General features: G+C 63.7%; 23 protein-coding genes and 1 tRNA gene. 18 read left to right on the forward strand and 6 right to left on the reverse strand.

Annotated features, from left to right (window positions below; genetic code table 11):
• Positions 1-139: 139 nt before the first annotated feature.
• Positions 140-1246 carry an aromatic ring-hydroxylating oxygenase subunit alpha gene (locus A3CW_RS0107260; protein ID WP_028202969.1) on the reverse strand — a complete coding sequence of 369 codons (1107 nt, stop codon included), beginning with the start codon at positions 1244-1246 and terminating at the stop codon, positions 140-142.
• A gap of 307 nt (positions 1247-1553) precedes the next feature.
• Here A3CW_RS0107260 and A3CW_RS0107265 point away from each other — a divergent pair, with 307 nt between their 5' ends.
• The 4 genes from A3CW_RS0107265 to folE2 all read left to right on the forward strand — a co-directional run bounded on the left by A3CW_RS0107265 (position 1554) and on the right by folE2 (position 5701).
• Positions 1554-1868, forward strand: coding sequence for an exodeoxyribonuclease VII small subunit (locus A3CW_RS0107265; protein WP_028202970.1), 315 nt, complete (start codon positions 1554-1556; stop codon positions 1866-1868).
• Positions 1865-2746, forward strand: coding sequence for a polyprenyl synthetase family protein (locus tag A3CW_RS0107270; RefSeq protein ID WP_028202971.1), 882 nt, complete (start codon positions 1865-1867; stop codon positions 2744-2746). Before A3CW_RS0107265 ends, A3CW_RS0107270 begins: the two co-directional genes overlap by 4 nt.
• Before the next feature lie 84 nt (positions 2747-2830).
• A complete protein-coding gene (gene dxs / locus A3CW_RS0107275; RefSeq protein WP_028202972.1) occupies positions 2831-4732 on the forward strand; it encodes a 1-deoxy-D-xylulose-5-phosphate synthase in 1902 nt (633 codons plus the stop codon).
• Positions 4733-4894: 162 nt separating this feature from the next.
• On the forward strand, positions 4895-5701 hold the full coding sequence (folE2, locus tag A3CW_RS0107280; RefSeq protein WP_028202973.1) for a GTP cyclohydrolase FolE2: 807 nt from the start codon (positions 4895-4897) through the stop codon (positions 5699-5701).
• Between the two features lie 76 nt (positions 5702-5777).
• Here the strand turns inward: folE2 and tsaD are convergent, their stop codons facing one another.
• Positions 5778-6806 carry a tRNA (adenosine(37)-N6)-threonylcarbamoyltransferase complex transferase subunit TsaD gene (gene tsaD / locus A3CW_RS0107285; RefSeq protein WP_035512511.1) on the reverse strand — a complete coding sequence of 343 codons (1029 nt, stop codon included), beginning with the start codon at positions 6804-6806 and terminating at the stop codon, positions 5778-5780.
• Between the two features lie 169 nt (positions 6807-6975).
• On the opposite strand from tsaD, the gene A3CW_RS0107290 reads away from it, so the two are divergent.
• From A3CW_RS0107290 to dnaG, 5 genes are all read left to right on the forward strand, one after another.
• Positions 6976-8196, forward strand: a complete 1221-nt coding sequence (locus A3CW_RS0107290) for a BaiN/RdsA family NAD(P)/FAD-dependent oxidoreductase (protein WP_028202975.1) — start codon at positions 6976-6978, stop codon at positions 8194-8196.
• A gap of 112 nt (positions 8197-8308) precedes the next feature.
• Positions 8309-9286 carry a universal stress protein gene (locus A3CW_RS0107295; RefSeq protein ID WP_154677876.1) on the forward strand — a complete coding sequence of 326 codons (978 nt, stop codon included), beginning with the start codon at positions 8309-8311 and terminating at the stop codon, positions 9284-9286.
• A 142-nt stretch (positions 9287-9428) separates the two neighbouring features.
• Positions 9429-9641: a 30S ribosomal protein S21 gene (rpsU, locus tag A3CW_RS0107300; protein WP_013434742.1), complete on the forward strand. Its 213-nt coding sequence runs from the start codon at positions 9429-9431 to the stop codon at positions 9639-9641.
• Between the two features lie 225 nt (positions 9642-9866).
• Positions 9867-10313, forward strand: a complete 447-nt coding sequence (locus A3CW_RS0107305; protein ID WP_028202977.1) for a GatB/YqeY domain-containing protein — start codon at positions 9867-9869, stop codon at positions 10311-10313.
• A gap of 132 nt (positions 10314-10445) precedes the next feature.
• Complete coding sequence (dnaG, locus tag A3CW_RS0107310; protein WP_028202978.1) at positions 10446-12326, forward strand: DNA primase; 1881 nt, start codon at positions 10446-10448, stop codon at positions 12324-12326.
• Between the two features lie 21 nt (positions 12327-12347).
• Here the strand turns inward: dnaG and A3CW_RS53245 are convergent, their stop codons facing one another.
• Positions 12348-12587 (reverse strand): hypothetical protein, encoded by a 240-nt coding sequence (locus tag A3CW_RS53245; protein ID WP_169739095.1) that lies wholly within the window; start codon positions 12585-12587, stop codon positions 12348-12350.
• On the opposite strand from A3CW_RS53245, the gene rpoD reads away from it, so the two are divergent.
• The 6 genes from rpoD (at position 12469) to A3CW_RS0107340 (ending at position 20144) form a co-directional block, all read left to right on the forward strand.
• Positions 12469-14877 carry an RNA polymerase sigma factor RpoD gene (rpoD, locus tag A3CW_RS0107315; RefSeq protein WP_081771555.1) on the forward strand — a complete coding sequence of 803 codons (2409 nt, stop codon included), beginning with the start codon at positions 12469-12471 and terminating at the stop codon, positions 14875-14877. The two genes, A3CW_RS53245 and rpoD, sit on opposite strands and share 119 nt — an antisense overlap.
• Positions 14878-15043: 166 nt before the next feature.
• A tRNA-Ile gene (locus A3CW_RS0107320) sits at positions 15044-15131 on the forward strand.
• A gap of 422 nt (positions 15132-15553) precedes the next feature.
• On the forward strand, positions 15554-16711 hold the full coding sequence (locus A3CW_RS0107325; protein ID WP_035512513.1) for a CaiB/BaiF CoA transferase family protein: 1158 nt from the start codon (positions 15554-15556) through the stop codon (positions 16709-16711).
• Between the two features lie 119 nt (positions 16712-16830).
• Complete coding sequence (locus tag A3CW_RS0107330; protein ID WP_028202981.1) at positions 16831-18132, forward strand: CitMHS family transporter; 1302 nt, start codon at positions 16831-16833, stop codon at positions 18130-18132.
• A 35-nt stretch (positions 18133-18167) separates the two neighbouring features.
• Positions 18168-19334 (forward strand): acyl-CoA dehydrogenase family protein, encoded by a 1167-nt coding sequence (locus A3CW_RS0107335; RefSeq protein WP_028202982.1) that lies wholly within the window; start codon positions 18168-18170, stop codon positions 19332-19334.
• A 57-nt stretch (positions 19335-19391) separates the two neighbouring features.
• Positions 19392-20144: an IclR family transcriptional regulator gene (locus tag A3CW_RS0107340; protein ID WP_028202983.1), complete on the forward strand. Its 753-nt coding sequence runs from the start codon at positions 19392-19394 to the stop codon at positions 20142-20144.
• 53 nt (positions 20145-20197) lie between these two features.
• On the opposite strand, the gene A3CW_RS0107345 is transcribed toward A3CW_RS0107340, so the two are convergent.
• Positions 20198-20416 (reverse strand): hypothetical protein, encoded by a 219-nt coding sequence (locus tag A3CW_RS0107345; protein WP_028202984.1) that lies wholly within the window; start codon positions 20414-20416, stop codon positions 20198-20200.
• A 238-nt stretch (positions 20417-20654) separates the two neighbouring features.
• On the opposite strand from A3CW_RS0107345, the gene A3CW_RS53250 reads away from it, so the two are divergent.
• Together A3CW_RS53250 and A3CW_RS0107355 are read left to right on the forward strand one after the other, a co-directional pair.
• On the forward strand, positions 20655-20831 hold the full coding sequence (locus A3CW_RS53250) for a hypothetical protein (RefSeq protein WP_169739097.1): 177 nt from the start codon (positions 20655-20657) through the stop codon (positions 20829-20831).
• A gap of 11 nt (positions 20832-20842) precedes the next feature.
• Positions 20843-21022, forward strand: coding sequence for a hypothetical protein (locus A3CW_RS0107355; protein ID WP_028202985.1), 180 nt, complete (start codon positions 20843-20845; stop codon positions 21020-21022).
• An 18-nt stretch (positions 21023-21040) separates the two neighbouring features.
• Here the strand turns inward: A3CW_RS0107355 and A3CW_RS0107360 are convergent, their stop codons facing one another.
• Positions 21041-21253: a hypothetical protein gene (locus A3CW_RS0107360; protein ID WP_028202986.1), complete on the reverse strand. Its 213-nt coding sequence runs from the start codon at positions 21251-21253 to the stop codon at positions 21041-21043.
• Between the two features lie 349 nt (positions 21254-21602).
• Here A3CW_RS0107360 and A3CW_RS0107365 point away from each other — a divergent pair, with 349 nt between their 5' ends.
• Positions 21603-22139, forward strand: a complete 537-nt coding sequence (locus A3CW_RS0107365) for a Uma2 family endonuclease (protein ID WP_028202987.1) — start codon at positions 21603-21605, stop codon at positions 22137-22139.
• 49 nt (positions 22140-22188) lie between these two features.
• Here the strand turns inward: A3CW_RS0107365 and A3CW_RS0107370 are convergent, their stop codons facing one another.
• Positions 22189-23481 carry a D-amino acid dehydrogenase gene (locus tag A3CW_RS0107370; protein WP_028202988.1) on the reverse strand — a complete coding sequence of 431 codons (1293 nt, stop codon included), beginning with the start codon at positions 23479-23481 and terminating at the stop codon, positions 22189-22191.
• Positions 23482-23815 lie beyond the last annotated feature (334 nt).

The following is a 23815-nucleotide window of genomic DNA, read 5'->3' on the forward strand; positions in this document are numbered from 1 at the left end:
GACGGCTCCTTGAATCGTGCAAGGCCGCCCTCTCTCGCTATGCGACGGCCCGGTGCCGTCAGTCTAAACAAAAAGACGGGCCTAAGCCCGTCTTTCCGTGATGCGTTCGAGTTGCCCGAGGCTCGCGCCTGGCCGTGCGTCAGAGCGGTCCCAGCTCGCGGCGCAGAAACTCGTGGAAGTGCTGCATGCCGTCCTCCATCGGGCTCTGATACGGGCCGACCTCGGAAACGCCGCGCTCGAAGAGCGCACGACGGCCGGCGTCCATGCGCTCGGCAATCTCGTCGTCTTCGACGGCGGTTTCCATATAGGCGGCGCGCTCGGCCTCGACGAATTCGCGCTCGAATAGCGTGATTTCCTCGGGGTAATAGAACTCGACGATGTTGGTCGTTTTCTGCGTGCCCTGCGGGATGAGCCACGAGACCACGAGCACGTGCGGATACCACTCGATCATCAGATTCGGGTAGTACACCATCCAGATCGCGCCGAACTCGGGCGGCACGCCGTTGCGAAAGCGCAGGACTTCGTCGTGCCACTTGCGGTACGTCGGGCTGCCCGGCTTGCCGAGGTGCTTGTGCACGCCGACCGTCTGCACGCTATACCACTCGCCGAACTCCCACTGGAGGTCGTCGCACGAGACGAAGTTGCCGAGGCCCGGGTGGAAGGGCACGACGTGATAGTCTTCCAGATAGACCTCGATGAAGGTCTTCCAGTTGTAGTTGCACTCGTGAACCTCGACGTGATCGAACATGTAGTCCGTAAAGTCGAGGTGTTTCGCCGGCCCAAGGCGTGCGAGATCGCGCGCGACGTCGCGGCCCGCGGATTCGAACAGCAGCCCGTTCCACTTCTGCAGCGGCGAGCTGTTCAGGTTCAGACACGGCTTGTCCGCGAAGTGCGGTGCGCCGAGCAGTTCGCCCTTGAGGTCATAGGTCCAGCGATGCAGCGGACATACAATGTTGTCTGCCGTGCCGCGACCGTTTAGCATGATGGCCTGGCGATGCCGGCACACGTTCGAGAGCAGCTCGATTTCGTTGCTCTGGTTGCGAACGAGCACGCGGCCTTCTTTTTCGCCGGGCAGCGCAAAATAGTTTCCCGCCTCGGGCACCATGAGTTCGTGCCCGACGTAGCGAGGACCCTTCTGGAAAAGCGTGTCGATTTCGCGCTTGAGTAGCGCTTCGTCAAAATAAGCGGTGACTGGCAGCTGGCTGTGGATAGACTTCAGCTGCAATGCATTGCTCAGATTGGACATTCCCACTCCCGATGAAGACGTGAAAGCAGTGAACAACCCAACCATCGAAGATTCGATTTAGGGAGCCGGCGATTATACCCGGTTACCCCCTCATGGGGTAGCTAAGTGACTGATTTTTGCCAAAATTACACCGGAAAGACGGCAGGAATTCAGGAAATATGAGACAAATGCACGGGTAATCGGGCCGTCAGGAACCGATTTGTACTGACCCCGAGCGTGTGGTCGAGAGGGCACACAAGCCGGGGAGCGGGTCGAAATGGACCTTTTGCCGTAGAATGTCCGCCTTGTTTCATTCTGGCTACGACTCATGGCGAAATCCGCAACAAAAGACCGCGCTGGCGCGGGCGAAAGCGCAGCCGGGCTGGCCGAGGGCGAAGCCCTGCCCGAGAGCTATGAGGCGGCGCTTGCGGAGCTCGACGGGCTCGTTGCACGCATGGAAGGCGGCAGCCTGAGCCTGGAAGAATCGCTGGCAGCCTACCGCCGCGGCGCGGCGCTCGTGCGGTTCTGCCAGCAGCAGCTCGAAAAGGTTGAACAACAGGTGCGCGTGCTCGACGGCGAGACGCTGCGGCCCGTGCCCCTCAATACGACAGACTCCGCAGCGGGCGGAGACGACGATCTATGACATTTGACCAATGGACCCGGCAGGTACTCGACCGGGTCGAAAGCGCGCTCGATCACTATTTGCCGGCTGCCGACGTGCTGCCGGCGCCGCTGCATGACGCCATGCGTTATGCCGTGATGGGCGGCGGCAAGCGGGTGCGTCCGCTCCTGTGCCACGCGGCCGGCGAACTCACGAACGCCACGCCGGAAGCGCTCGACGCGGCGGCCTGTGCGCTCGAAATGATCCACGTCTACTCGCTCGTGCACGACGACATGCCGTGCATGGACGACGACGACATGCGTCGCGGCAAACCCACCGTACACGTCAAATATGACGAACCGACGGCGCTGCTGGTGGGCGATGCGCTGCAGTCGCAGGCCTTCATCACGCTGACCTCGGATGTGCTCGGTGCCCAGCACCAGGCATCGCTCGTGCGCGAACTCGCGCTGGCCAGCGGCTCGATCGGCATGGCCGGCGGCCAGGCCATCGACCTCGCGAGCGTAGGCCATTCGCTTACCCGCGAGCAGCTCGAAACGATGCACCGCCTGAAGACCGGCGCGCTCCTGCGCGCCGCGGTCCGCATGGGCGCGCTGGCGGGCGAGACGCCTTCGGCGGAAAGCCTTGCCGCGCTCGACAGGTACGCGGCGGCCGTGGGCCTCGCATTCCAGGTGGTGGACGACATTCTCGACGTCACCGCCGACTCCGCAACGCTCGGCAAGACCGCGGGCAAGGACGCGAAGGACGGCAAGCCGACCTACGTGTCGATTATCGGTCTTGATGCCTCGCGTGCGCTCGCACAGCAGTTGCGCGCCGACGCGCATGCGGCGCTCGAACCGTTCGGCGCGCGCGCTCAGCGCCTCGCCGAACTCGCTGACCTGGTGGTGAACCGGGTGAGCTGACCGCGCAACCCGCCCACGCGCATGAAACGGAAGTAATGCGCAGAAAAAGTGCGGGAGCGCCAGTTTTCCTACAATGGAACGACGATGTACGACTTGCTGAAAACCATTGACGACCCGGCGGATTTGCGCCGCCTTGATCGCCGCCAGTTGCAACCGCTTGCCGACGAACTGCGTGCCTTCGTTCTCGAGAGCGTCTCGCAAACGGGCGGCCACCTGTCGTCCAACCTTGGTACGGTCGAACTGACGATCGCGCTGCACTACGTGTTCGACACGCCGCGCGACCGCATCGTCTGGGACGTGGGCCATCAGACCTATCCGCACAAGATCCTGACGGGCCGCCGCGACCAGATGTCGACGCTGCGTCAACTCGGCGGCATTTCGGGCTTCCCGAAACGCGACGAGTCGCCGTACGACACGTTCGGCACCGCGCACTCGAGCACGTCGATTTCGGCGGCGCTCGGCATGGCCGTCGCGAGCAAGCTCAAGGGCGACAACGCCATGGGCATCGCCGTGATCGGCGACGGCGCGATGACGGCCGGCATGGCCTTCGAGGCGCTGAACAACGGCGGCGTGGAAGACGACGTGCCGCTGCTCGTCATCCTCAACGACAACGACATGTCGATTTCGCCGCCGGTTGGCGCGCTCAATCGCCATCTCGCACGCCTCATGTCGGGCCGCTTCTACGCCGCAGCACGCGCGGGCGTGGAGCGCGTGCTGCGCCATGCGCCGCCGGTGCTCGACCTCGCGCGCAAGCTCGAAGAGCACGCGAAGGGCATGATCGTGCCGGCTACGCTGTTCGAGGAATTCGGCTTCAACTACATCGGGCCGATCGACGGCCACGATCTGGATTCGCTGATCCCGACGCTGCAGAACATCAAGGAACTGCGCGGCCCGCAATTCCTGCACGTCGTGACGAAGAAAGGCCAGGGCTACAAGCTCGCCGAAGCCGACCCGGTCCTGTACCACGGTCCCGGCAAGTTCAACCCGGCCGAAGGCATCAAGCCGTCGGCAACGCCCGCCAAGAAGACCTACACGCAAGTGTTCGGCGAATGGCTGTGCGACGCGGCCGAACTCGACCAGCGCGTGATCGGCATCACCCCGGCCATGCGCGAAGGCTCGGGCATGGTGGAGTTCGAAAAGCGCTTCCCGGACCGCTACTACGACGTGGGCATCGCCGAGCAGCACGCCGTGACGTTCGCGGGCGGTCTCGCGGCCGAGGGCCTGAAGCCCGTGGTCGCGATCTACTCGACCTTCCTGCAGCGCGCGTATGACCAGCTGATTCACGACGTGGCGCTGCAGAATCTGCCGGTCGTGTTCGCGATCGACCGCGCGGGCCTCGTCGGTGCCGATGGCGCGACGCACGCGGGCGCATACGATCTCGCGTTCATGCGCTGCATCCCGAACATGATGATCATGGCGGCGTCCGACGAAAACGAATCTCGTCAGATGCTCTACACGGCGCTCCAGCAGGACTGCCCGACGGCCGTGCGCTACCCGCGCGGTGCGGGCACGGGCGTGGCGACCGTCAAGCAGATGGCCGCGCTGCCGGTGGGCAAGGGCGAAGTCCGCCGCGAGAGCAAGGCGCCGGCAGGCAGCCGTATCGCGATTCTCGCGTTCGGTACGATGGTCGCGCCATCGCTCAAGGCAGCCGAGGAACTGGACGCCACCGTGGCGAACATGCGCTTCGTGAAGCCGCTCGACGCGGACCTCGTGAAGCAGCTCGCCGAAACGCACGATTACCTCGTGACCATCGAGGAAGGCAGCATCATGGGCGGCGCCGGTTCGGCCTGCGTGGAAGCCCTCCTTGAAAGTGGGGTTATCAAGCCCGTACTACAATTGGGCCTCCCCGACCGCTTCATCGACCACGGCGACCCGGCGAAGCTGCTGGCGGGCTGTGGGCTCGACGCAGCAGGGATCGCGAAGTCGATTCGCGAGCGCTTTCTCGACAAGGCGGTGTCCGGCAAGTCGGTGATGCGCGTCGCGTAAGGTCGATTGAGGTCGCTATGGTTTGCCTGGCGCCTCGCGGCAGCCCAATTCACATTTGAACTGGCGGGCGGGTTTCCTACCCGGCTTTCCGCCAGCAAACGCCGGCTCATGCCGGCGTTTGTTATTTGCGCGCCACGTACGGCGCGGCTTGAGGATAAGAACATGAATCAGATGAACCCGGCCTTCGTGATGCCGGACGTCCAAAGCTCCGTCGATACCCGTCAGATCGTGATCCAGCGCGTAGGCGTGAAGGCCGTGCGCCATCCGCTCACGGTGAAGACGGGCGCGGGCGACGTCCAGCCGAGCGTCGGCACGTGGAATCTCGACGTTCATCTGCCGGCCGACCAGAAGGGCACGCACATGTCGCGCTTCGTCGCGCTGCTCGAAGAGAACAAGGCGCCGCTTGAGCCCGCCACGTTCCGCGCGATGCTGGCCGCGATGCTCACGAAGCTCGAATCGCAGGCGGGCCGTATCGAAGTGACGTTCCCGTACTTCGTGAAGAAAGTGGCGCCGGTGTCGGGCGTGGAAAGTCTGCTGGACTACGAAGTGACGCTCACGGGCGACGTGCGCAACGGGCAAGCGCGCCTGTTCCTCAAGGTGCTCGTGCCCGTGACGAGCCTGTGCCCGTGCTCGAAGAAGATCTCGCAATACGGCGCGCACAACCAGCGCTCGCACGTGACGATGAACGTCGAGTTCGAAGGCGATCTGCCGGTGGAAAACCTCATTCGCATCGCCGAAGAAGAGGCATCGTGCGAGCTGTGGGGCTTGCTCAAGCGTCCGGACGAGAAGTTCGTGACCGAGCGCGCGTATGAGAACCCCAAGTTCGTCGAAGACCTCGTGCGCGACGTGGCCGTGCGACTGAACGCCGACGCACGCGTGATCGCCTATACGCTCGAAGCCGAAAACTTCGAGTCGATCCACAATCACAGCGCCTACGCCGTGATCGAGCACGACAAGCGCGCGGCGTAAAGCTGGCCGCCCGGTTGCGCCGTCAACAAAAAAGCCGCCTCAGGGCGGCTTTTTTACGTCTGCGGCGGCAAACGGATTACTGCTGCGCGAGCGACGTCAGATCCCAGCGCGGCTTCACCGTGAACGCGTAATCGCGCGTGGCCTGCTCGGGCCAGCGCGCGAGGCGCAGCGCACCCGCGAGCGCAATCATCGCGCCGTTGTCGGTGCACAGCGACAGGTCCGGGTAATGCACCTCGAAGCCGCGCTTTTGCGCTGCCGCCGAAAGCGTCTCGCGCAACTGCTTGTTCGCGCCCACGCCGCCCGCCACCACGAGGCGCTTCATCTGCGTGCGCTTGAGCGCGGCGAGCGATTTCGCGGCCAGCACTTCGACGGCTGCATCGACGAAACCGCGCGCGATGTCGGCCTTGCCCTGCTCGCAGATATTCGTGCCGAGCTTTTTCACTTGCGTGAGCACAGCCGTTTTGAGGCCGCTGAAGCTGAAGTCGAGATCGCCCGAATGCAGCATCGGACGCGGCAGTTCGACTGCGCCTGGCGTGCCGAACTCCGCGAGGCGCGAGACTTCCGGGCCGCCCGGATAGCCCAGGCCGAGCAGCTTGGCCGTTTTGTCGAAGGCTTCCCCGGCGGCGTCGTCGAGCGTCTCGCCGAGGGTTTCGTAGACGCCCACGTCGGTCACGCGCATGAGTTGCGTATGGCCGCCCGACACGAGCAGCGCGACGAACGGAAACGGCGGCGGCGCATCGACCAGCAGCGGCGAAAGCAGATGCCCTTCGAGGTGGTGAATCCCCACGGTCGGCCGATTCCAGGCCATGGCGAGCGCATTGGCGATGCTGGCGCCTACGAGCAGCGCGCCCGCGAGGCCGGGGCCTTGCGTGAACGCGATGGCGTCGATGTCGCTTTTCGCCGCGCCGCTCTTCGCGAGCACTTCTTCGAGCAGTGGCAGCGCGCGGCGGATATGGTCGCGCGAGGCAAGCTCCGGCACGACGCCGCCGTACTCGCGGTGCATGGCGATCTGCGAGTGCAGCGCGTGCGCGAGCAGGCCGCGCTCGCTGTCGTAGAGCGCGAGGCCGGTTTCGTCGCAGGAGCTTTCGATGCCGAGAACGAGCATGATGTGGGGCAGGGCAACGGTATCGCGCGGCGCGAGCCGCCAAAAACCGTCGCTAAATCAAGAATTAACGGAGCATAAAAGTATAGCAGCGCGCGTCAAAGCCGGTTGAGGGCGGCAAGCGGAGCCCCCCGCGGACAAGCCCCGCCGCGGCGCAGGTAGAATGCGCGCCATGGAATCTTTCGACATCGCCGTGATCGGCGCAGGGGCGGCCGGCATGATGTGCGCGGCGGTGGCGGGCCAGCAGGGCCGCCGCGTGGCGCTGATCGACCACGCGCCGCGCCTCGCGGAAAAAATCCGCATTTCGGGCGGCGGGCGCTGCAACTTCACGAACCTGCACGCGAGCCCCGCCAACTATCTCTCGAGCAACCCGCATTTCTGCCGTTCGGCGCTGGCGCGCTACACGCCGCGCGACTTCCTCGCGCTGCTGCGCCAGCATCGCGTGACCTGGCACGAAAAGCACAAGGGCCAGCTTTTCTGCGACCAGTCGAGCGACGCGATCATCGACGTCCTACGCGCCGAGTGCGACGCGGGCCAGGTGGCGTGGCGCCGGCCGCTGCCAGTGGAAGCGGTGAGTCATGCCGACGGCGCGGGCTTCACGCTCGGCACGCCGCAGGGCGAGATACGCGCGAAAGCGCTCGTGATCGCGACCGGTGGACTGTCGATCCCGAAGATCGGTGCAACCGACTTCGCTTATCGCATCGCGAAGCAGTTCGGCCACAAGCTCATCGACATGCGCCCCGCGCTCGTGCCGCTTACGTTCGCGCAGGACGAGTGGGCGCCCTATGTGCCGCTCGCGGGCGTATCGCTCGAAGTTCACGTGACGACGGGCGAGCGCAAGACCGGCGGCGCGTTCGACGAAGACCTGCTCTTCACGCATCGCGGCCTGTCCGGTCCCGGCGTCCTGCAGATTTCGAGCTTCTGGCAGCCCGGCCAGCCGATCCGCGTGAACCTGCTGCCCGAGCACGATCCGGCGGCGGCAATGATCGAAGCCAAGGGCGCGACGAAACGTCAGATCGGCAACCTGCTCGCTGAATGGGTGCCGGCGCGCCTCGCGCATGTGTGGCTGGAGGCGCATCAGGTGAAGGCCGACGCGCGTATCGCCGATCTGCCCGATAAGACGTTGCGCAAGATCGGTGAAGGGCTCTCCCAGTGGACGCTCACCCCCACAGGCACCGAAGGCTACAAGAAGGCCGAGGTCACGCGCGGCGGCGTGGACACACGCGAACTCTCCTCGGCGACGATGATGAGCCAGCGCGTGCCGGGCCTCTATTTCGTGGGCGAAGCCGTGGACGTGACCGGTTGGCTTGGCGGCTATAACTTCCAGTGGGCGTGGGCCTCGGGCGTTGCGGCCGGGGAGGCCGCCGCCCAATATTCGCTGGGCGCAGGCTGATTTTCTGACCGATACGCCCTGCCGACTCTCTCGCGGTTGACCCCTGTCATTGTTGGCTCGGCGTCCGAGGTTCACGCTTGAATGCCTGACCCACGAGGAAAAGGTACGAAACGTGAATCGAGAGGAACAGCAGCACAGCGTGCAAATGCGCGGGCCACTGCGGCGAATCATGATTGCCGCGGACGATTCGAAGGCATCGACGCAGGCACTGCGTTTTGCGTCGCGTGTGGTGCCGCGCGACGCCCAGGTGCGTATCGTGTGCGCGGCCGAACCGCCGGGCGCGTGGAATGCCGGCGGCGCTTACACCGCAGGCGATGCGTGGATGTCGGACGCGCTCAGCGCGGCGCGCGACGAATATCTCCACGCCGCCGAGCGCACGCTCGAGCACGCGATGTCGGCGTTCAATGGACAAGCCGCCCTGGTCGAAGGGCAGGTGGTCGGCCTCTCCGCCGAGGCCGGCGCCGTCGTGCCTGCGCTAGCCGACGCGGCGCGCGACTGGCAGGCCGACGTGCTGATCGTCGGCACGCGGCACCAGGGGCGCATGAAGCGCTGGGTCGACGGTTCGGTTTCGGGGGCGCTCGCCGTTTGCGCGCCCTGTCCGCTGCTGGTCGTACCCGTGGAGTACGAAGAAGCGAACGGTCACGCGCCGCTCGGCCGTATCCTGCTGGCGACGGACGGCAGTCCGGCCTCGGCGCAGGCGATTGACGCGGCGCTGCGGCTGGCCGAACCGCAAGCCACGTTGCGCGCGGTTTATGTCGTGGACCGCAGCAGCGTGGCCGGCGACCCGGTGCCGGGCTCGGTGCTGGAAGATGCGCTCGCCGACCTTGGGCGCAAGGCGCTCGCGGGCGCGCACGCGCAACTCGACGCGTCAGGCCGTGCCTACGAAACGGCCCTCGTGCCCACCGGGCGCATGCGCGACGACATCGCCCACACCGTTTTGCGCGACGCGCAGGATTGGCAGGCCGATCTCGTCGCGCTTGGGACACAGGGCCGGCGGGGCGTCGCGCGCTGGCTGCTCGGCAGCGTCGCCCAGCGCGCCATCGAGATCACACATCTGCCGTTGCTGCTGGTCGGGCCGGGCGCTGCGTGATGCTGCGCAGCCCCGCCGGGGAAGGCTCTGGGGGCGGTCGGCCCGGTTGCCGGAATTGGGGTTTCCCCCCGAACCGGCACGCAATGCCCAAATCCGGAACTGCTATACTCAGGCCTCTTTACCCCCGATCCGTTATTGGAAAATGACGACCATCCGCGTAAAAGAAAACGAACCCTTTGAAGTCGCCATGCGCCGCTTCAAGCGCACGATCGAAAAGAACGGTCTGTTGACCGAACTTCGCGCGCGCGAGTTCTACGAGAAGCCCACGGCTGAACGCAAGCGCAAGAAGGCGGCGGCGGTGAAGCGCCACTTCAAGCGTCTGCGCAGCCAGATGTTGCCGAAGAAGCTGTACTGATTCCGGCGTCGCCGTGGCGCGTGGCCGCGCAGTTCCAGCGTGGGCCTCGCGTAAATCTCGCGGCGACGTGGACAGCCGGTCCGCGGCCTCTGGTTACATCGCGCAACGCGGCCGCCGCTGTCCTCTGGTGTGGTCGCAACCATGTCGAATTTGCGCCAACCCGCCTGGAAGCGTTTCCAGGCGGGTTTTTGCATTCCAGCAACCCCAACGTAATTCAGGTGAGTGATGAGTCTCAAAGACCAGATCAACGACGACATGAAAACCGCGATGCGCGCGCGCGAAAGCGAACGCCTCGCCACGATTCGTCTGCTGCTCGCCGCTATCAAGCAACGTGAAGTCGACGAACGCGTGACGCTCGACGACGCCGGCATCACCGCCGTCATCGACAAGATGATCAAGCAGCGCAAGGACTCGATCAGCCAGTTCGAGGCCGCGGGCCGCACCGATCTCGTCGACAAGGAAGCCGCCGAGCTGACCATCCTGGCCGCCTACATGCCCGCGCAGCTCTCGGACGCCGAGATCGCCGCCGAGGTGCAGGCCGCCGTCGCGCAGGTGGGCGCAGCCGGCCCGCAGGACATGGGCAAGGTGATGGGCGTGCTCAAGCCGAAGCTGGCCGGGCGCGCCGACATGACGGCCGTGTCCGGGCTCGTCAAAGCCGCGCTCTCGAAGTAAGCGCACCCGGCTCGCACACGGCGCCGGCCCGGCCCAAGGGCGACGCCGCGAGGCCCGTACGTCACGCGTATGTCACGCGCATGTCACGTATCGGGCCGCGCGAGCCCCGGCTGCCCAAGCGCGCTCGCTTCGATGATTCCGCATTCGTTCCTGCAAGACCTGCTGAACCGCGTCGATATCGTCGACGTGGTGGGTCGCTACGTGCAGCTCAAGAAGGGCGGCGCGAACTTCATGGGCTTGTGTCCGTTCCACAACGAGAAGAGCCCTTCGTTCACGGTTAGTCCAACCAAGCAGTTCTATCACTGCTTCGGCTGTGGCGCGCACGGCACCGCCATCGGCTTCCTCATGGAGCATGCGGGGCTGACGTTCCCCGAGGCCGTCAACGAACTCGCCCAGTCGGTCGGCCTGACCGTGCCGCAAGAGCCTTCGCCCTTGCGCGGTGGCGGCGGTGGGGCCGGTGCGGCGGGCGGCTATGCTCCGGCTGCCTCGAAGGCCGTTACCACCGCGCTTTCCGACGTCATGCAGACCGCCTGCGACTACTACCGCAAGCAGCTGCGCAGCGCGACCAACGCCATCCAGTACCTCAAGAAGCGCGGCCTCACGGGCGAAATCGCCGCGCGCTTCGGCTTGGGCTACGCGCCCGATGGATGGCAGAACCTCGAAACGGCGTTTACCCACTATCGCGACGATGCGCTGGTCGAGGCGGGCCTCGTCATCGTCAGCGAAAAGCAGGACGCGCAAGGCCAGTCGCGCCGCTACGACCGTTTCCGCGATCGCGTGATGTTCCCGATCCGCAATGTCAAGGGCCAGGTCATCGGCTTTGGCGGCCGCGTGCTGGACGGCGGCGAGCCCAAGTATTTGAATTCCCCGGAAACGCCGCTATTTAACAAGGGCAGCGAACTGTACGGGTTGTTCGAGGCGCGCCTCGCGATCCGGGAACAGCGCTATGTTCTGGTGGTCGAGGGGTATATGGATGTCGTCGCGCTCGCGCAGCTGGGTTTCCAGAACGCCGTGGCGACGCTCGGCACCGCGTGCACGCCGATCCACGTGCAGAAGCTGATGCGTCAGACCGACACGGTGATCTTCAGCTTCGACGGCGACTCGGCGGGCCGCCGCGCCGCGCGCCGTGCGCTCGACGCGTGCCTGCCGCACGCGGCCGACAACCGCACGATTCGCTTCCTGTTCCTGCCGGAGGAGCACGACCCGGACAGCTACGTGCGCGAATTCGGCACCGAGGCGTTCTCGGAGCAGGTCGAGCGGGCCATGCCGCTGTCCCAGTTCATGCTCAACGAGGTGCTGGCGGACAAGGAGCTGGACCAGCCGGAAGGGCGCGCCCGGGCGCTGTTCGACGCGAAGCCGCTCCTGCAGGCGCTGCCGGCGAACGCCCTGCGGGCGCAGATCATGCACATGTTCGCGGACCGCCTGGACGTGCCGTTCGAGGAAGTGGCCGCGCTGTGCGAAATCGACTCGCGCATTGCCCAGGCGGCGCGCCAGGCGCCCGCACGCAAGGACCGGCACCTTGTGACCGGTATCGAGCGCAAGGCGCTGCGCAACCTCGTGATGCACCCGCGCATCGTGCTGCAACTGGACGAAGAGTCCGAACAGGCGCTGATCGGACTGACGCGCCACGGCGAGTTGTTCGAGGAAGTGACCACTCACGCGCGGGCACTGGGCGACTCGGTGGAATTTCAGCTGCTTTCGGACCTGCTGAGAAATGGGGCCAATGCTCCAACCTTCGAGGAGATTTTTCGCGAAATTCTGGACTATGATGAAAACGTTCGGGATTTGCTGATGAAAAATCCGGAAGATGGCGCTGCGGTGGAGGAGCGCCGCGAGCAGGAGCGGCTCGTGAGCGAAGAATTGACGGCGGCAATCCTGAAAATGCGGTACGACGCCTGTTGCGATCGCCTGGACGCGCTTTCGCGGCAGTCGCGACATACGCCTGAGGAACTTGCCGAATTGATGTCACTGAATCAGACGCGGGCTGACATGAAACGTCAGCTCGGTTTGTAAGGGAAGGACCGCGCGGGGGGATTATTGCCCTGCGTGGTAAAATAACAGGTTTTCAGCGGTTTGTTTTTGTTTTTTCCGGGTGGGCATAATGGGTTGGGGTAATCCGTGAATGTCCAGTTTTCCAGCAAGGGGCGGAATGGCAATGGCAAAGACTACAGGCGGAAAAAAGGCAACAGGCAAGGGCTCGACGGAGCCGACCAGCGAGGTCACAGCGACCACAGTTGCCCGTTCTTCCGCCCGGTCGTCGGGCAGTGAGTCCACCAACCGTTCTGAACCGGCTACCCGGAAGAGGTCGATGACTGTTTCGGCTGCGCGAGCAGCGCCTGTCCGTGCGGCGAAAGCCGCTACGCAGCCGGCAACGAAGCGGTCCGGTTCGAGAAGTGCAAGGGAAGTGCCTGCCGTCGAGGACGATGCGGCAGAGCGCGAGGCTCAAGCATCCACGGTTCAAGAGGCTGTTGTCCAGCAGCCGCGAGTCGAGACACTAGCCGGTACGGCGAACTCCATGACGAAAAAGCTGAATGAAGTACCCGTCGATGACGACGCAAACCAGAGCGAAGACAGCCCCCCCGCCGCGGGCAAGGTCGAAAAGACCACCCGTGCGCGCGACCGGCGAGCGAAGGAAAAGGCGCTGCTGAAAGACGCGTTCGCGTCGTCGCAGCCCGGCACCGTCGAGGAGCTCGAGGAGCGGCGCACGAAGCTGCGTGCGCTCATCAAGCTCGGCAAGGAGCGCGGCTTCCTCACCTATGCGGAAATCAACGATCACCTCCCGGACAACTTCACGGAAACCGAGGCGATCGAAGGCATCATCAGCACGTTCAACGACATGGGCGTGGCCGTCTACGAGCAGGCGCCCGACGCCGAAACGCTACTGCTCAACGACAACGCACCCAACGCTTCTTCGGACGACGAAGTGGAAGAGGAAGCGGAAGTCGCGCTCTCCACTGTCGACTCCGAATTTGGCCGCACGACCGACCCGGTGCGTATGTACATGCGCGAAATGGGCACGGTCGAGCTCCTCACGCGCGAAGGCGAAATCGAAATCGCCAAGCGCATCGAAGACGGCCTCAAGCACATGGTCATGGCGATCTCCGCCTGCCCGACCACCATTGCCGACATCCTCGCCATGGCCGAGCGCGTGGCGAACGACGAGATTCGCGTGGATGAACTCGTCGACGGCCTGATCGATCCCAACGCTGAAGACACCGACGGCTTCAACGCCAAGGAAGCGGAAGAGATCGAAAACGAGGACGAAGAGGAAGAAGCGGAAGAGGAAGAAGAAGAGGAGGAGGAGGAGGACGACGGCGCGGCGCAGGCGACGGCCAACGCGGCACAGCTCGAAGCCCTCAAGCGTGCCTCGCTCGAAAAGTTCGCCCTCATCAGCGAATGGTTCGACAAGATGCGCCGCGCGTTCGAGAAGGAAGGCTACAAGTCGAAGTCTTACCTCAAGGCGCAGGAAACCATCCAGAACGAGCTGATGTCGATCCGCTTCACGGCGCGTACCGTCGAGCGCCTGTGCGACACGCTGCGTGCGCAGGTGGACGAAGTGCGCCAGGTCGAACGCCAGATTCTTCACACGGTCGTCGACAAGTGCGGCATGCCGCGCTCGGAGTTCATCGCACGTTTCCCGGGCAATGAAACCGACCTCGAGTGGTCGGAAAAGATCGTCGGCGAGAGCCATGCGTATAGCGGCATCCTCTCGCGCAACATTCCGGCCATCCGCGAACAGCAGCAGCGCCTGCTCGATTTGCAGGCGCGCGTGGTGCTGCCGCTCAAGGACCTGAAGGAAACCAACCGCCAGATGGCGGCCGGCGAACTCAAGGCACGCCAGGCGAAGCGCGAGATGACCGAGGCGAACCTGCGTCTCGTGATCTCGATTGCGAAGAAGTACACGAACCGTGGCCTGCAGTTCCTCGACCTGATCCAGGAAGGCAACATCGGCCTGATGAAGGCGGTGGACAAGTTCGAATATCGGCGCGGCTACAAGTTCTCGACCTACGCGACGTGGTGGATCCGTCAGGCCATCACGCGCTCGATCGCGGACCAGGCGCGCACGATCCGCATTCCGGTTCACATGATCGAGACGATCAACAAGATGAACCGCATTTCGCGGCAGATCCTGCAGGAAACCGGTCTCGAGCCGGATCCGGCAACGCTCGCCGAGAAGATGGAAATGCCGGAGGACAAGATCCGCAAGATCATGAAGATCGCGAAGGAGCCGATCTCCATGGAAACGCCGATCGGCGACGACGACGATTCGCATCTGGGCGACTTCATCGAGGACAACAACACGGTGGCGCCTGCCGATGCCGCGCTGCACGCCTCGATGCGCGACGTCGTGAAGGATGTGCTCGACTCGCTCACGCCGCGCGAGGCGAAGGTGCTGCGCATGCGCTTCGGTATCGAGATGAGCACCGATCACACGCTCGAAGAAGTGGGCAAGCAGTTCGACGTGACGCGCGAACGCATTCGCCAGATCGAAGCGAAGGCGCTGCGCAAGCTGCGCCACCCGAGCCGCTCGGACAAGCTCAAGTCGTTCCTCGAAGGGAATTGAGTCTGGTTAGATTTAATGCACGGAAGTCACGTGCACGATGGCCAGGCCGACCCGCTTTCGTGTAGTATGTCGGCCTGTCGTCGAAAAGCCCGGCCTTTGGGTAGACCGGGCTTTTTTGTTGACACGTCATCGTAGTTTCGTTTGTCGCTACGCTTCGTAGCTTCGTGGGCCGGACGCCGTGTTGGTTGCAGGCAGCGGACTCATAATCCGCCTCCGAAAGGACGTCGTGGGTTCGAACCCCACCCGGCCCACCAAGGGTTTCAGCGATTGCTGGATGCACATGCTGCTTCAGACTCTCGCTCCGCAAAACCCTGACCGCTCCAGAATTCCTCTCATCTGGTCGGATCGACCTTTTCCCTCGCCTTTCCGTTTCTGCCTTGTTCTCCCCGGGCTCACCCCTGCCGCCGATAAGAGCCGGCAGGGCGACGGCCGTTGGCCATCCAGCACCAGGGACATTCCTGGGGCGGCTTTTTGGGATCCGGCTTGACCTCGCATATTCCTGTGTGTGAATATTCATTCACTGCGGTGAATTTCAATGCGCACACTCGCGTTGAGCCGGTACGCACGACGTTACGGTTCTCCACTGCTGGATACCTGTCGGCTGTTCACCAGCCGGCCGCACCGGCATGGGTGATTGCGCGATTTCAGTTCCAATCAATAAGTAGTGCAGATAAAAATGGACATTCCTTCACTTTCAACGACAGGATCGCTGCACGGCTTGCGCGTCGTGGACCTGTCCCGTGTCCTCGGCGGCCCATACTGCACGCAGATTCTCGCCGACCATGGCGCGGAAGTGATCAAGATCGAGCCGCCTGGCGGCGATGAAACGCGCGGCTGGGGGCCCCCGTTCGATGGCGAGACCGCGTCGTACTTTCAGGGCGTCAATCGCAACAAGCTGGGCGTCGTGCTGGATCTCACACAGCCTGCGGAGCGCGAACGGCTGCTCGCACTGCTCGAAACGGCCGACGTCCTGGTCGAGAACTTCAAGATCGGCACGCTCGAGCGATGGGGGCTCGGTTACGACACCGTGCTCGCCACGCGCTTTCCCCGCCTCGTGCATTGCCGCGTGTCCGGCTTCGGCGCGGACGGTCCGCTCGGCGCCTTGCCCGGCTACGACGCGGCGATCCAGGCGATGACCGGGCTCATGAGCGTCAACGGCGAGGCAGGCGGTGCGCCGCTACGCGTCGGCGTGCCGATCGTCGATCTCGTGACGGGGCTCAATGCCGCCCTCGGCGTCCTGATGGCGTTGCGCGAGCGCGAGGTTAGCGGGCGCGGCCAGTTCGTCGAATCGACGCTGTTCGATTGCGCGCTCTCGATCCTCCATCCGCACACGCCCAATTACTTCTACTCGGGCAAGGAGCCGCAGCGCACCGGCAACGCCCATCCGAACATCACGCCTTACGACATGTTCCACACCGGCAGCGGCGACATCTTCCTCGCGGTCGGCAACAACACGCAGTTCGGGGCGCTCTGCCGGCTGATCGACGTAGCGCACCTCGCCGACGACCCACGCTTTGCCGACAATCGCTCGCGCAGCCAGCACCGCAACGAACTGCGCGCGGAACTCGAACAATCTTTCGCCGGCTGGGATGGCCCACAGCTTGCCGACCTGCTCGTGCGCCACGGCGTGCCATGTGCGCCGGTGCTTGGCGTGGGGGCGGCGCTCGCGCATCCCCACGTCGACCACCGCGCAATGAAGGTCGAGATGGGGACCTACCGCGGCATCGCATCGCCGATCAAGCTGGGCCGCACGCCGGCCACTTACCGGAGCGCGCCGCCGGCACTCGACGAACACGCGGCGCAGGTCTTCGGCGAGCGGACACGCGAGACCTAGCCAGCGCATCGACAGGCGGCCGGACATCACCACAACGGCGGCGCACGCAACGCCGCGCAGGAGACTGAAATGGCACTTACCCACGAGGCAAGCAGCCTCACGCACAGGGAGACCGGTTCATGCTCGCGCTAATCGGAACGCTCGCGATCATCGCCCTGTTCACGCTGATCATCACGAAGCGGCTCTCGCCGCTCGTCGCACTGATCGCCGTGCCCATCGTCGCCGCGCTCGCTGCGGGATTCGGGCTCTCCACCGCGAAGTTCATCGTTCACGGGGTGCAGAACATCGGTCCGGTTGCGGGCATGTTCGTCTTTGCGATTCTTTTCTTCGGCATCCTGACTGATGCGGGAATGCTCGACCCGATCATCAACGGCGTGCTGCGCGTGGTGGGCTGCCATCCTCCGCGCATTGTCATGGGTTCCGCACTGCTTGCGCTGCTTATCCACCTCGATGGGTCGGGCGCCGTCACGTTCCTCGTCACGCTGCCCGCGATGATGCCGCTCTATACCCGCCTCGGTCTCGACCGCCGGATTCTCGCGTGCGTCGCCTCGATGGCCGCGGGCGTCAACTTCCTTCCCTGGGTCGGGCCCATGTTGCGCGCTTCCGCGGCCTTGCATATTCCGGGCACCGTGATCTTCTATCCGATGATTCCCGTGCAGATCGTCGGTCTGGTTTTCGTGTTCGGCACGGCCTACGTGCTCGGCAAGCGCGAGGAAAAGCGTCTTGGTCTCACACGCGAACATGCGGCCGGCATTGCCGCGACGCCGCGCGTGCTCACCCCGGAGGAACTCGCGCTGCGCCGGCCTGAGCGTTTCTGGATCAATCTGGTGCTGACGCTGGTCGTGCTCGTGACGCTCGTGTCGGGCATTGTCGATCCCATGGTCATGTTCATGATCGGCACGGTGCTGGCGCTGGTCATCAACTATCCCGATGTGAACCAGCAGCGCGAACGCGTCGACGCGCATGCGAAGGCGGCCCTGATGATGGCGAGCGTGCTGCTTGCGGCGGGGGCTTTCACCGGCATCATGACCGGCACCGGCATGCTCAATGCCATGGCCGACGTCGTCGTGCAGCATGTGCCCGCCGATCACGCCCGTCATATGCCATTCGTGCTGGGACTCGTTTCGATGCCGCTCAGCCTGCTTTTCGACCCCGATTCGTTTTACTTCGGCATCCTGCCGGTTCTGGCGAAGAGCGGGGAAATGCTGGGCGTGCCGTCCGTGCAGATGGCGCAGGCGGCGCTCCTCGGTCAGATGACCACCGGCTTTCCCGTCAGCCCGCTCACGCCGGCCACGTTCCTGATCGTCGGGTTGACGGGCGTGGAACTCGCCGAGCATCAGAAGTTCACGATTCCATTCCTGTTCGCCGCTACGGTGCTGATGGTGTTCACCGCGGTGCTGGTGGGCGTGTTCCCGCTGTAACACCGTTTTCGTTTATGCCTTGAGAGGAAGTCCGCATGAATTTCAACCTCAATGAAGACCAGCAGTCGATCGTCGCCGCAATCGAAAAGATCTGCGAGCGCTTCGACGACAGCTACTGGCTCGAACGCGACCGCGAAGGCGGCTTCCCGCACGACTTTCACCGCGCACTCGCCGATGCCGGCTGGCTTGGCATTGCGATGTCGCCGGACTACGGCGGCTCGGGGCTCGGCATGACCGAGGCGGCGCTGATGATGCGCACGATCAGCGCGTCCGGCGCGGGGCTTTCGGGCGCGTCGGCCGTGCATATGAACATCTTCGGACTCAATCCGGTGCAGGTGTTCGGCAGCGAAGCGCAGCAGCGGCGGTTTCTTCCGCCGCTCATCGAGGGCCGCGACAAAGCGTGTTTTGCTGTGACCGAGCCCGACGCCGGCCTCGACACGACGCACCTGAAAACGCAGGCCGTGCGCGACGGAGATCACTACGTGCTCACCGGCCGCAAGATCTGGATCTCGACGGCGCAGGTCGCGAACAAGATGCTCATCATCGCGCGCACGACGCCGCTGGACCAGGTGGCGAAGCCGACCGATGGTCTGAGCCTCTTCTATACCGACCTCGACCGTACGCGCGTCGAAGTCCGCGAGATCGAGAAGATGGGCCGCAAGGCCGTCGATTCGAACATGCTCTTCATCGACGGCCTGCGCGTGCCGGTGGACGACCGCATTGGGGAGGAGGGCAAGGGCTTCCACTATCTGCTGCATGGCCTGAATCCCGAGCGCATCCTGATCGCCTCGGAAGCGGTTGGGCTCGGCCAGGCGGCGTTGCGCCACGCAACGCAGTATGCGAAGGATCGTGTCGTGTTCGGACGTCCCATCGGGCAGAACCAGGCCATCCAGCATCCGCTCGCGCAGGCGTGGATGGCGCTCGAGGCCGCGAACCTGATGGTGATGAAGGCCGCCACGCTGTACGACGCAGGCGAGCCGTGCGGCGCCGAAGCCAACGCCGGAAAATACCTTGCGGCCGAAGCCGCGTTCCAGTCATGCCAGACGGCCATTGCAACGCTGGGCGGCATGGGTTACGCGAAGGAATACCACGTCGAACGCTATTTGCGGGAGTGTATGATTCCAAGGCTCGCGCCCGTCAGCCCGCAAATGATCATGTGCTTCATCGCGGAAAAGGTGCTCGGGCTGCCGAAGTCTTACTGAACAGTGCAAGGGGCATCGCGCCGCCTTGCGATCAAATGCCCGACCCACGCCCGACCCATGGACGTCAAACTCGTTGCCCGCACGCTCGACCTGTTCGAGCTCTTCGCCGCCGAACAGAGGCCGCTGGCCCTTGCCGAAATGGCGCGGCTTCTTGAGGTGCCGTCGTCGAGTTGCCTCGCGCTTGCCCGCACGCTCGTGAGCCGCGGCTATCTCTACGAAGTGCGCAAGCGGGGCGGCTACTATCCCACGCGGCGTCTGCAGTTGCTCGCCAACGCGATCAATGCCGTCGATCCGGTGGTGCAAATGCTGCATCCCCGGCTGGTCGAACTGCGCGACGCGACGGGAGAAACCATCGTGCTCGGCAAGATCCATGGCACGCAGGTCATCTATCTCGACGTGGTCGAATCGGAGAAGGCCGTGCGCTATGCATGCGCGCCCGGGTCACTGCGCCCGTTGCATGCGAACTCGATTGGCAAGGTGATTTGTGGCGAACTCGATGCGTCGACACGCGAAGCACTCTGCGCAAAGCTCCATTTCGAGCGATTCACGGCTGCCACGGTTGCCGACTGCGCCACGTTCATCGATCAGGTCAGTTCGGCGCACGAGCGAGGCTGGTACGCGAATATTGGCGAGAGTGCGCCCGAGCTTTCAGCGGTGGCTGTCGCTCTCGATTTCGGCGGCGACCTGTACGGACTCTCGATCGGCGGCCCGACCGAACGGATCCGCGAGCAACTGAGCGAGCACGTGGCAACGCTGACCACGGCGAAGCAGCAGATCCTTTTGACCTGGCAAAAAAGCGAGGCGGACTGAGCGGCAGCGTTGTGACGCTGACGCACGGATCCAGTACCCAGGGAACCTGCGCGCTAGCCGTGCGTGTCGACCCACGCCTTTGCCCAGGCGATTCCCGCGTCCTGCGCGTCCTCCTCCGAATCGAACAGATCCAGGACGCCGGAAGTGCAGATGAGCTTGTTACCCTGGATGATGGTCCCGCCCCCCGCGTAGCGCTCTGGCGTCAGCAGTTCTGCCTGTTGCGCGATGGCGTGACCCCACAAGTCGTAGCCTTTGTATGTCTCTCGTTCCATCTTTCTGGTGCCTGAAGAGGGGAGCCGTTGCCTGTCTCGCTCTCATCTTAACTTCTCTCATGGACGATGGCGTGCCGTCAGCCGCCGCGGCGGCAGCGTGCGCTTTTAAATTGCCGGCCCGGCAAGGCTTTCGTCCTGTCGGCGTTGTTTAAGCTCGATTTAAGTGACGCTACGTACTCTTCGAAAGAATCCTTGAGTGGACAACGACTCCAGGCACCCCGGACAGAAAGAGGTTGAGATGGTGTACTTGATTACCGACCTGAAGATGGTCGAGAGCTACGGCCGCATCAAGGCTGACAGCGGCAAGGATGCGCTGGAGGCGTTTGCGCTCAGCGAGGGCTTCCTCAACCTGATGGAGTTCGCTTCCGCCCAGCCCACGTTCGTCAACGACCTGATGGCTGTTCAACTGCAATAAGGAATACTGACGTGGCCATGACTTTGGGGCAGGCCCTGGTGCACGCTGAGCAGCTGGAAGTTTGCGGTGTGATTTCCAGAACGGCGCAGGCGCTCATCCGGCTGAAGCAGGAGTACCGCGACGTAGTCGGCGCGGAAAAATACGAGCAGATTATCGAGGAAGCGGGCCTGGCGCATCCGCGAGCGCAGTGACCCTGGCGCCGCCGGCCGCTACTTTTGCGACTCGAGCATGTCGATGTTGGCTTGCGCGGTCTCCTCGGGATGCTTCGAGCAGTAAGCGTCGAAGAGGGTCGAGCATAGTTGCGCGAGTGCCGCGAGATTCACAGCCTGGCCCGCATGTTCAACTTCCCCGGCGTTGAGTACGTCGTCAACGACGGGGGCGAGACGGCGCAGTCGCCGGAAAGTCTCCGCATCGATTTCCATTGCACTTCTCGTGTTCAAGCGCCGGGGCGCACTCGACAAACCCTTACGGTAACACTTCACCGACGCGCGCGCAGAACGCGACTTCGGCAAGAACTCAATACCAAACTCCGATATTACCCTTTGTGGTGACGTTGATGCGTTGCACAATAAAGACGATTGCCAGTCAGATTCGGCCGCGATGTCACCATGTGGCTCTGGCGCAAGACCTCCAGATATGGCACCGATAACGGTGCAGAATCGAATCCATGCATATTGCGTTGTCTATGGTGCGATGCACAGAAACAATGGCTTTTCAGCAATCGACAAAGGGAATACCCTTAGATAATTCCCCTATCGGAGGCTTGTGGTTGTGTCGACTCTTCTCGAGCAGGACGGGCTGGTAGCGACCTGGCGTCGGATGCACCCCAGCGCTGATTCCGGGGCGTGGGAATGCTGTGAACTCGATGGCCGCGGTGAAGCGGTGCCGCATCCTCAACCCTCGGCACGGCGCCAGATTGTTCTCACCGACGTGTACTGCCAGATCGCCGAGCAGATTGGTCACGTGGCCGCAATGTCGGTTGCCGTAGCGACACCGTCATTTGGCATCCGCGTACCTGACGTCGTCTGGATGCCGCCTGAAAAGTGGGAAGGGTTTGACCGGGACGATCCCGTTCCGTTTGTGCCGGATTTGTGCGTCGAGGTGCTCCTTGACCGCAAGTTTGCGCATGACATCGGCGCGCGGGTCAGGGCGTACCTGGAGGGCGGCGCCCAGGAGGTCATTGTTGTCGGCCAGCGCGGAGAGCTGCAATTCTGTGGCGCCAATGGACTGCGGCAAACTTCGCAGTTCGGCATAACGCTCGCACTCGAGCGCATGTACTTCGAAGCGTTCGCCCCGTCTTCGCACTGATCCAAAGGCGAGCGCCAGTCGACGCTCACAACTCCACCAGCAGTACTGACTAGTCCAGCGCGAAATCCGCCGGGGCCTCCGGCTCCCTGGCGTAGCGGAACACGTTCAAATCATCGTGCTCGATAGCGGGCTTTCTGCCTGAAATCAGGTCGGCGAGAAGCTGCGCCGAACCGCACGACATGGTCCACCCAAGCGTGCCATGGCCCGTGTTCAGGAAAAGGTTGGGCACGGCGGTGCGGCCGACAATGGGCGTGCCGTCCGGCGTCATCGGCCGCAGCCCGGTCCAGAACGTCGCCTTCGATGTATCGCCGCCGCCCGGGAACAGATCGTTCACGCACATTTCGAGTGTCTCGCGCCGAGCCTCGCGCAGGCGCTTGTCGAACCCGACGATTTCAGCCATGCCGCCCACGCGGATTCGTTTATCGAAACGCGTGATGGCGATCTTGTAGGTCTCGTCGAGGACAGTCGAAACCGGCGCGCGTGCCTCGTCCACGATAGGCGCCGTGATGGAATATCCCTTGAGCGGGTAGACCGGAATCTTGATGAGGCCGGACAGGAAACTCGTCGAATAGGCGCCAAACGCGACAACGAACGCGTCTGCATGGATGAGCCTGGTTCCGTGACGGACGCCAACGACCTTGCAGTCTTCGACGACGAGCGTATCGACGGTCGTGTCGTAGCGGAACGTCACACCGGCCTCCTCGGCGAGAGCGGCAAGCCGGGTCGTGAACAGCTGGCAGTCGCCTGTCTCGTCGCCGGGCAAGCGAAGACCGCCGGTCAGTTTATGCGATGCCGCGGCGAGGGCCGGCTCGGCCCGCGAGAGTTCGCCTGCAGTGAGCAACTCGTAGGGAACGTTCGCCTCTTTCAGGACAGCGATGTCCTTTGCCGCGCCGTCGAATTGCTGCTGCGTCCGGAATACCTGCAGCGTGCCGCCGGTTCGTCCTTCGTACTGGATGCCCGTTTCCGCGCGCAGCGCCATCAGGCAATCGCGGCTGTACTGCGCGAGCCGCACCATCCGGTTCTTGTTGATGGCGTAGCGCTCCGCCGTGCAGTTCTGCAGCATCTGCCACATCCACTGAAGCTGGAACTGCTTGTCCGCGTCATCCGGGCGGATGGCGAGTGGGGCGTGCTTCTGGAACATCCACTTAACGGCTTTGAGCGGAACGCCGGGTGCCGCCCACGGCGCCGCGTATCCCGGAGAAATTTGCCCGGCGTTTGCGAAGCTTGTTTCAAGCGCAGGACCGTGCTCGCGGTCGATGACAGTGACTTCATGGCCGGCGCGCGCCAGATAGAACGCGCTCGTCACGCCGACGACCCCACTACCCAATACCAGAACTCGCATATCCGTCGTCTCCCCAGGAGGCCGCCAATACCTGATAAACGCTGCCCGTATTCGATTTGGCAGTCGATGGATGAATGCTAGCGACATGCGAGCAGTTTTCAATAATGTTTAGTTGGTCCTTTCTGGTTGAAATAGCCATGCCGACTGGAGAGGGCGCGGAAGTTTCCAAACCACACGACTCGGTCGATTCCCGCAAACGCCTTCACGGCTGAGGAATTGTTTGCGAAATACGCGAACAGTATTGGAAGGAATCGGGACAAATTAATCGATGTGTGCATATACACTCTATCCCATCGATGTCGCGGTGAACGAAGCAAGCTCTGCGGCTTCGCCA

Origin of the sequence: Paraburkholderia nodosa DSM 21604 (assembly GCF_000519185.1) — a bacterium.
Classification (GTDB): Bacteria; Pseudomonadota; Gammaproteobacteria; order Burkholderiales; family Burkholderiaceae; genus Paraburkholderia; species Paraburkholderia nodosa.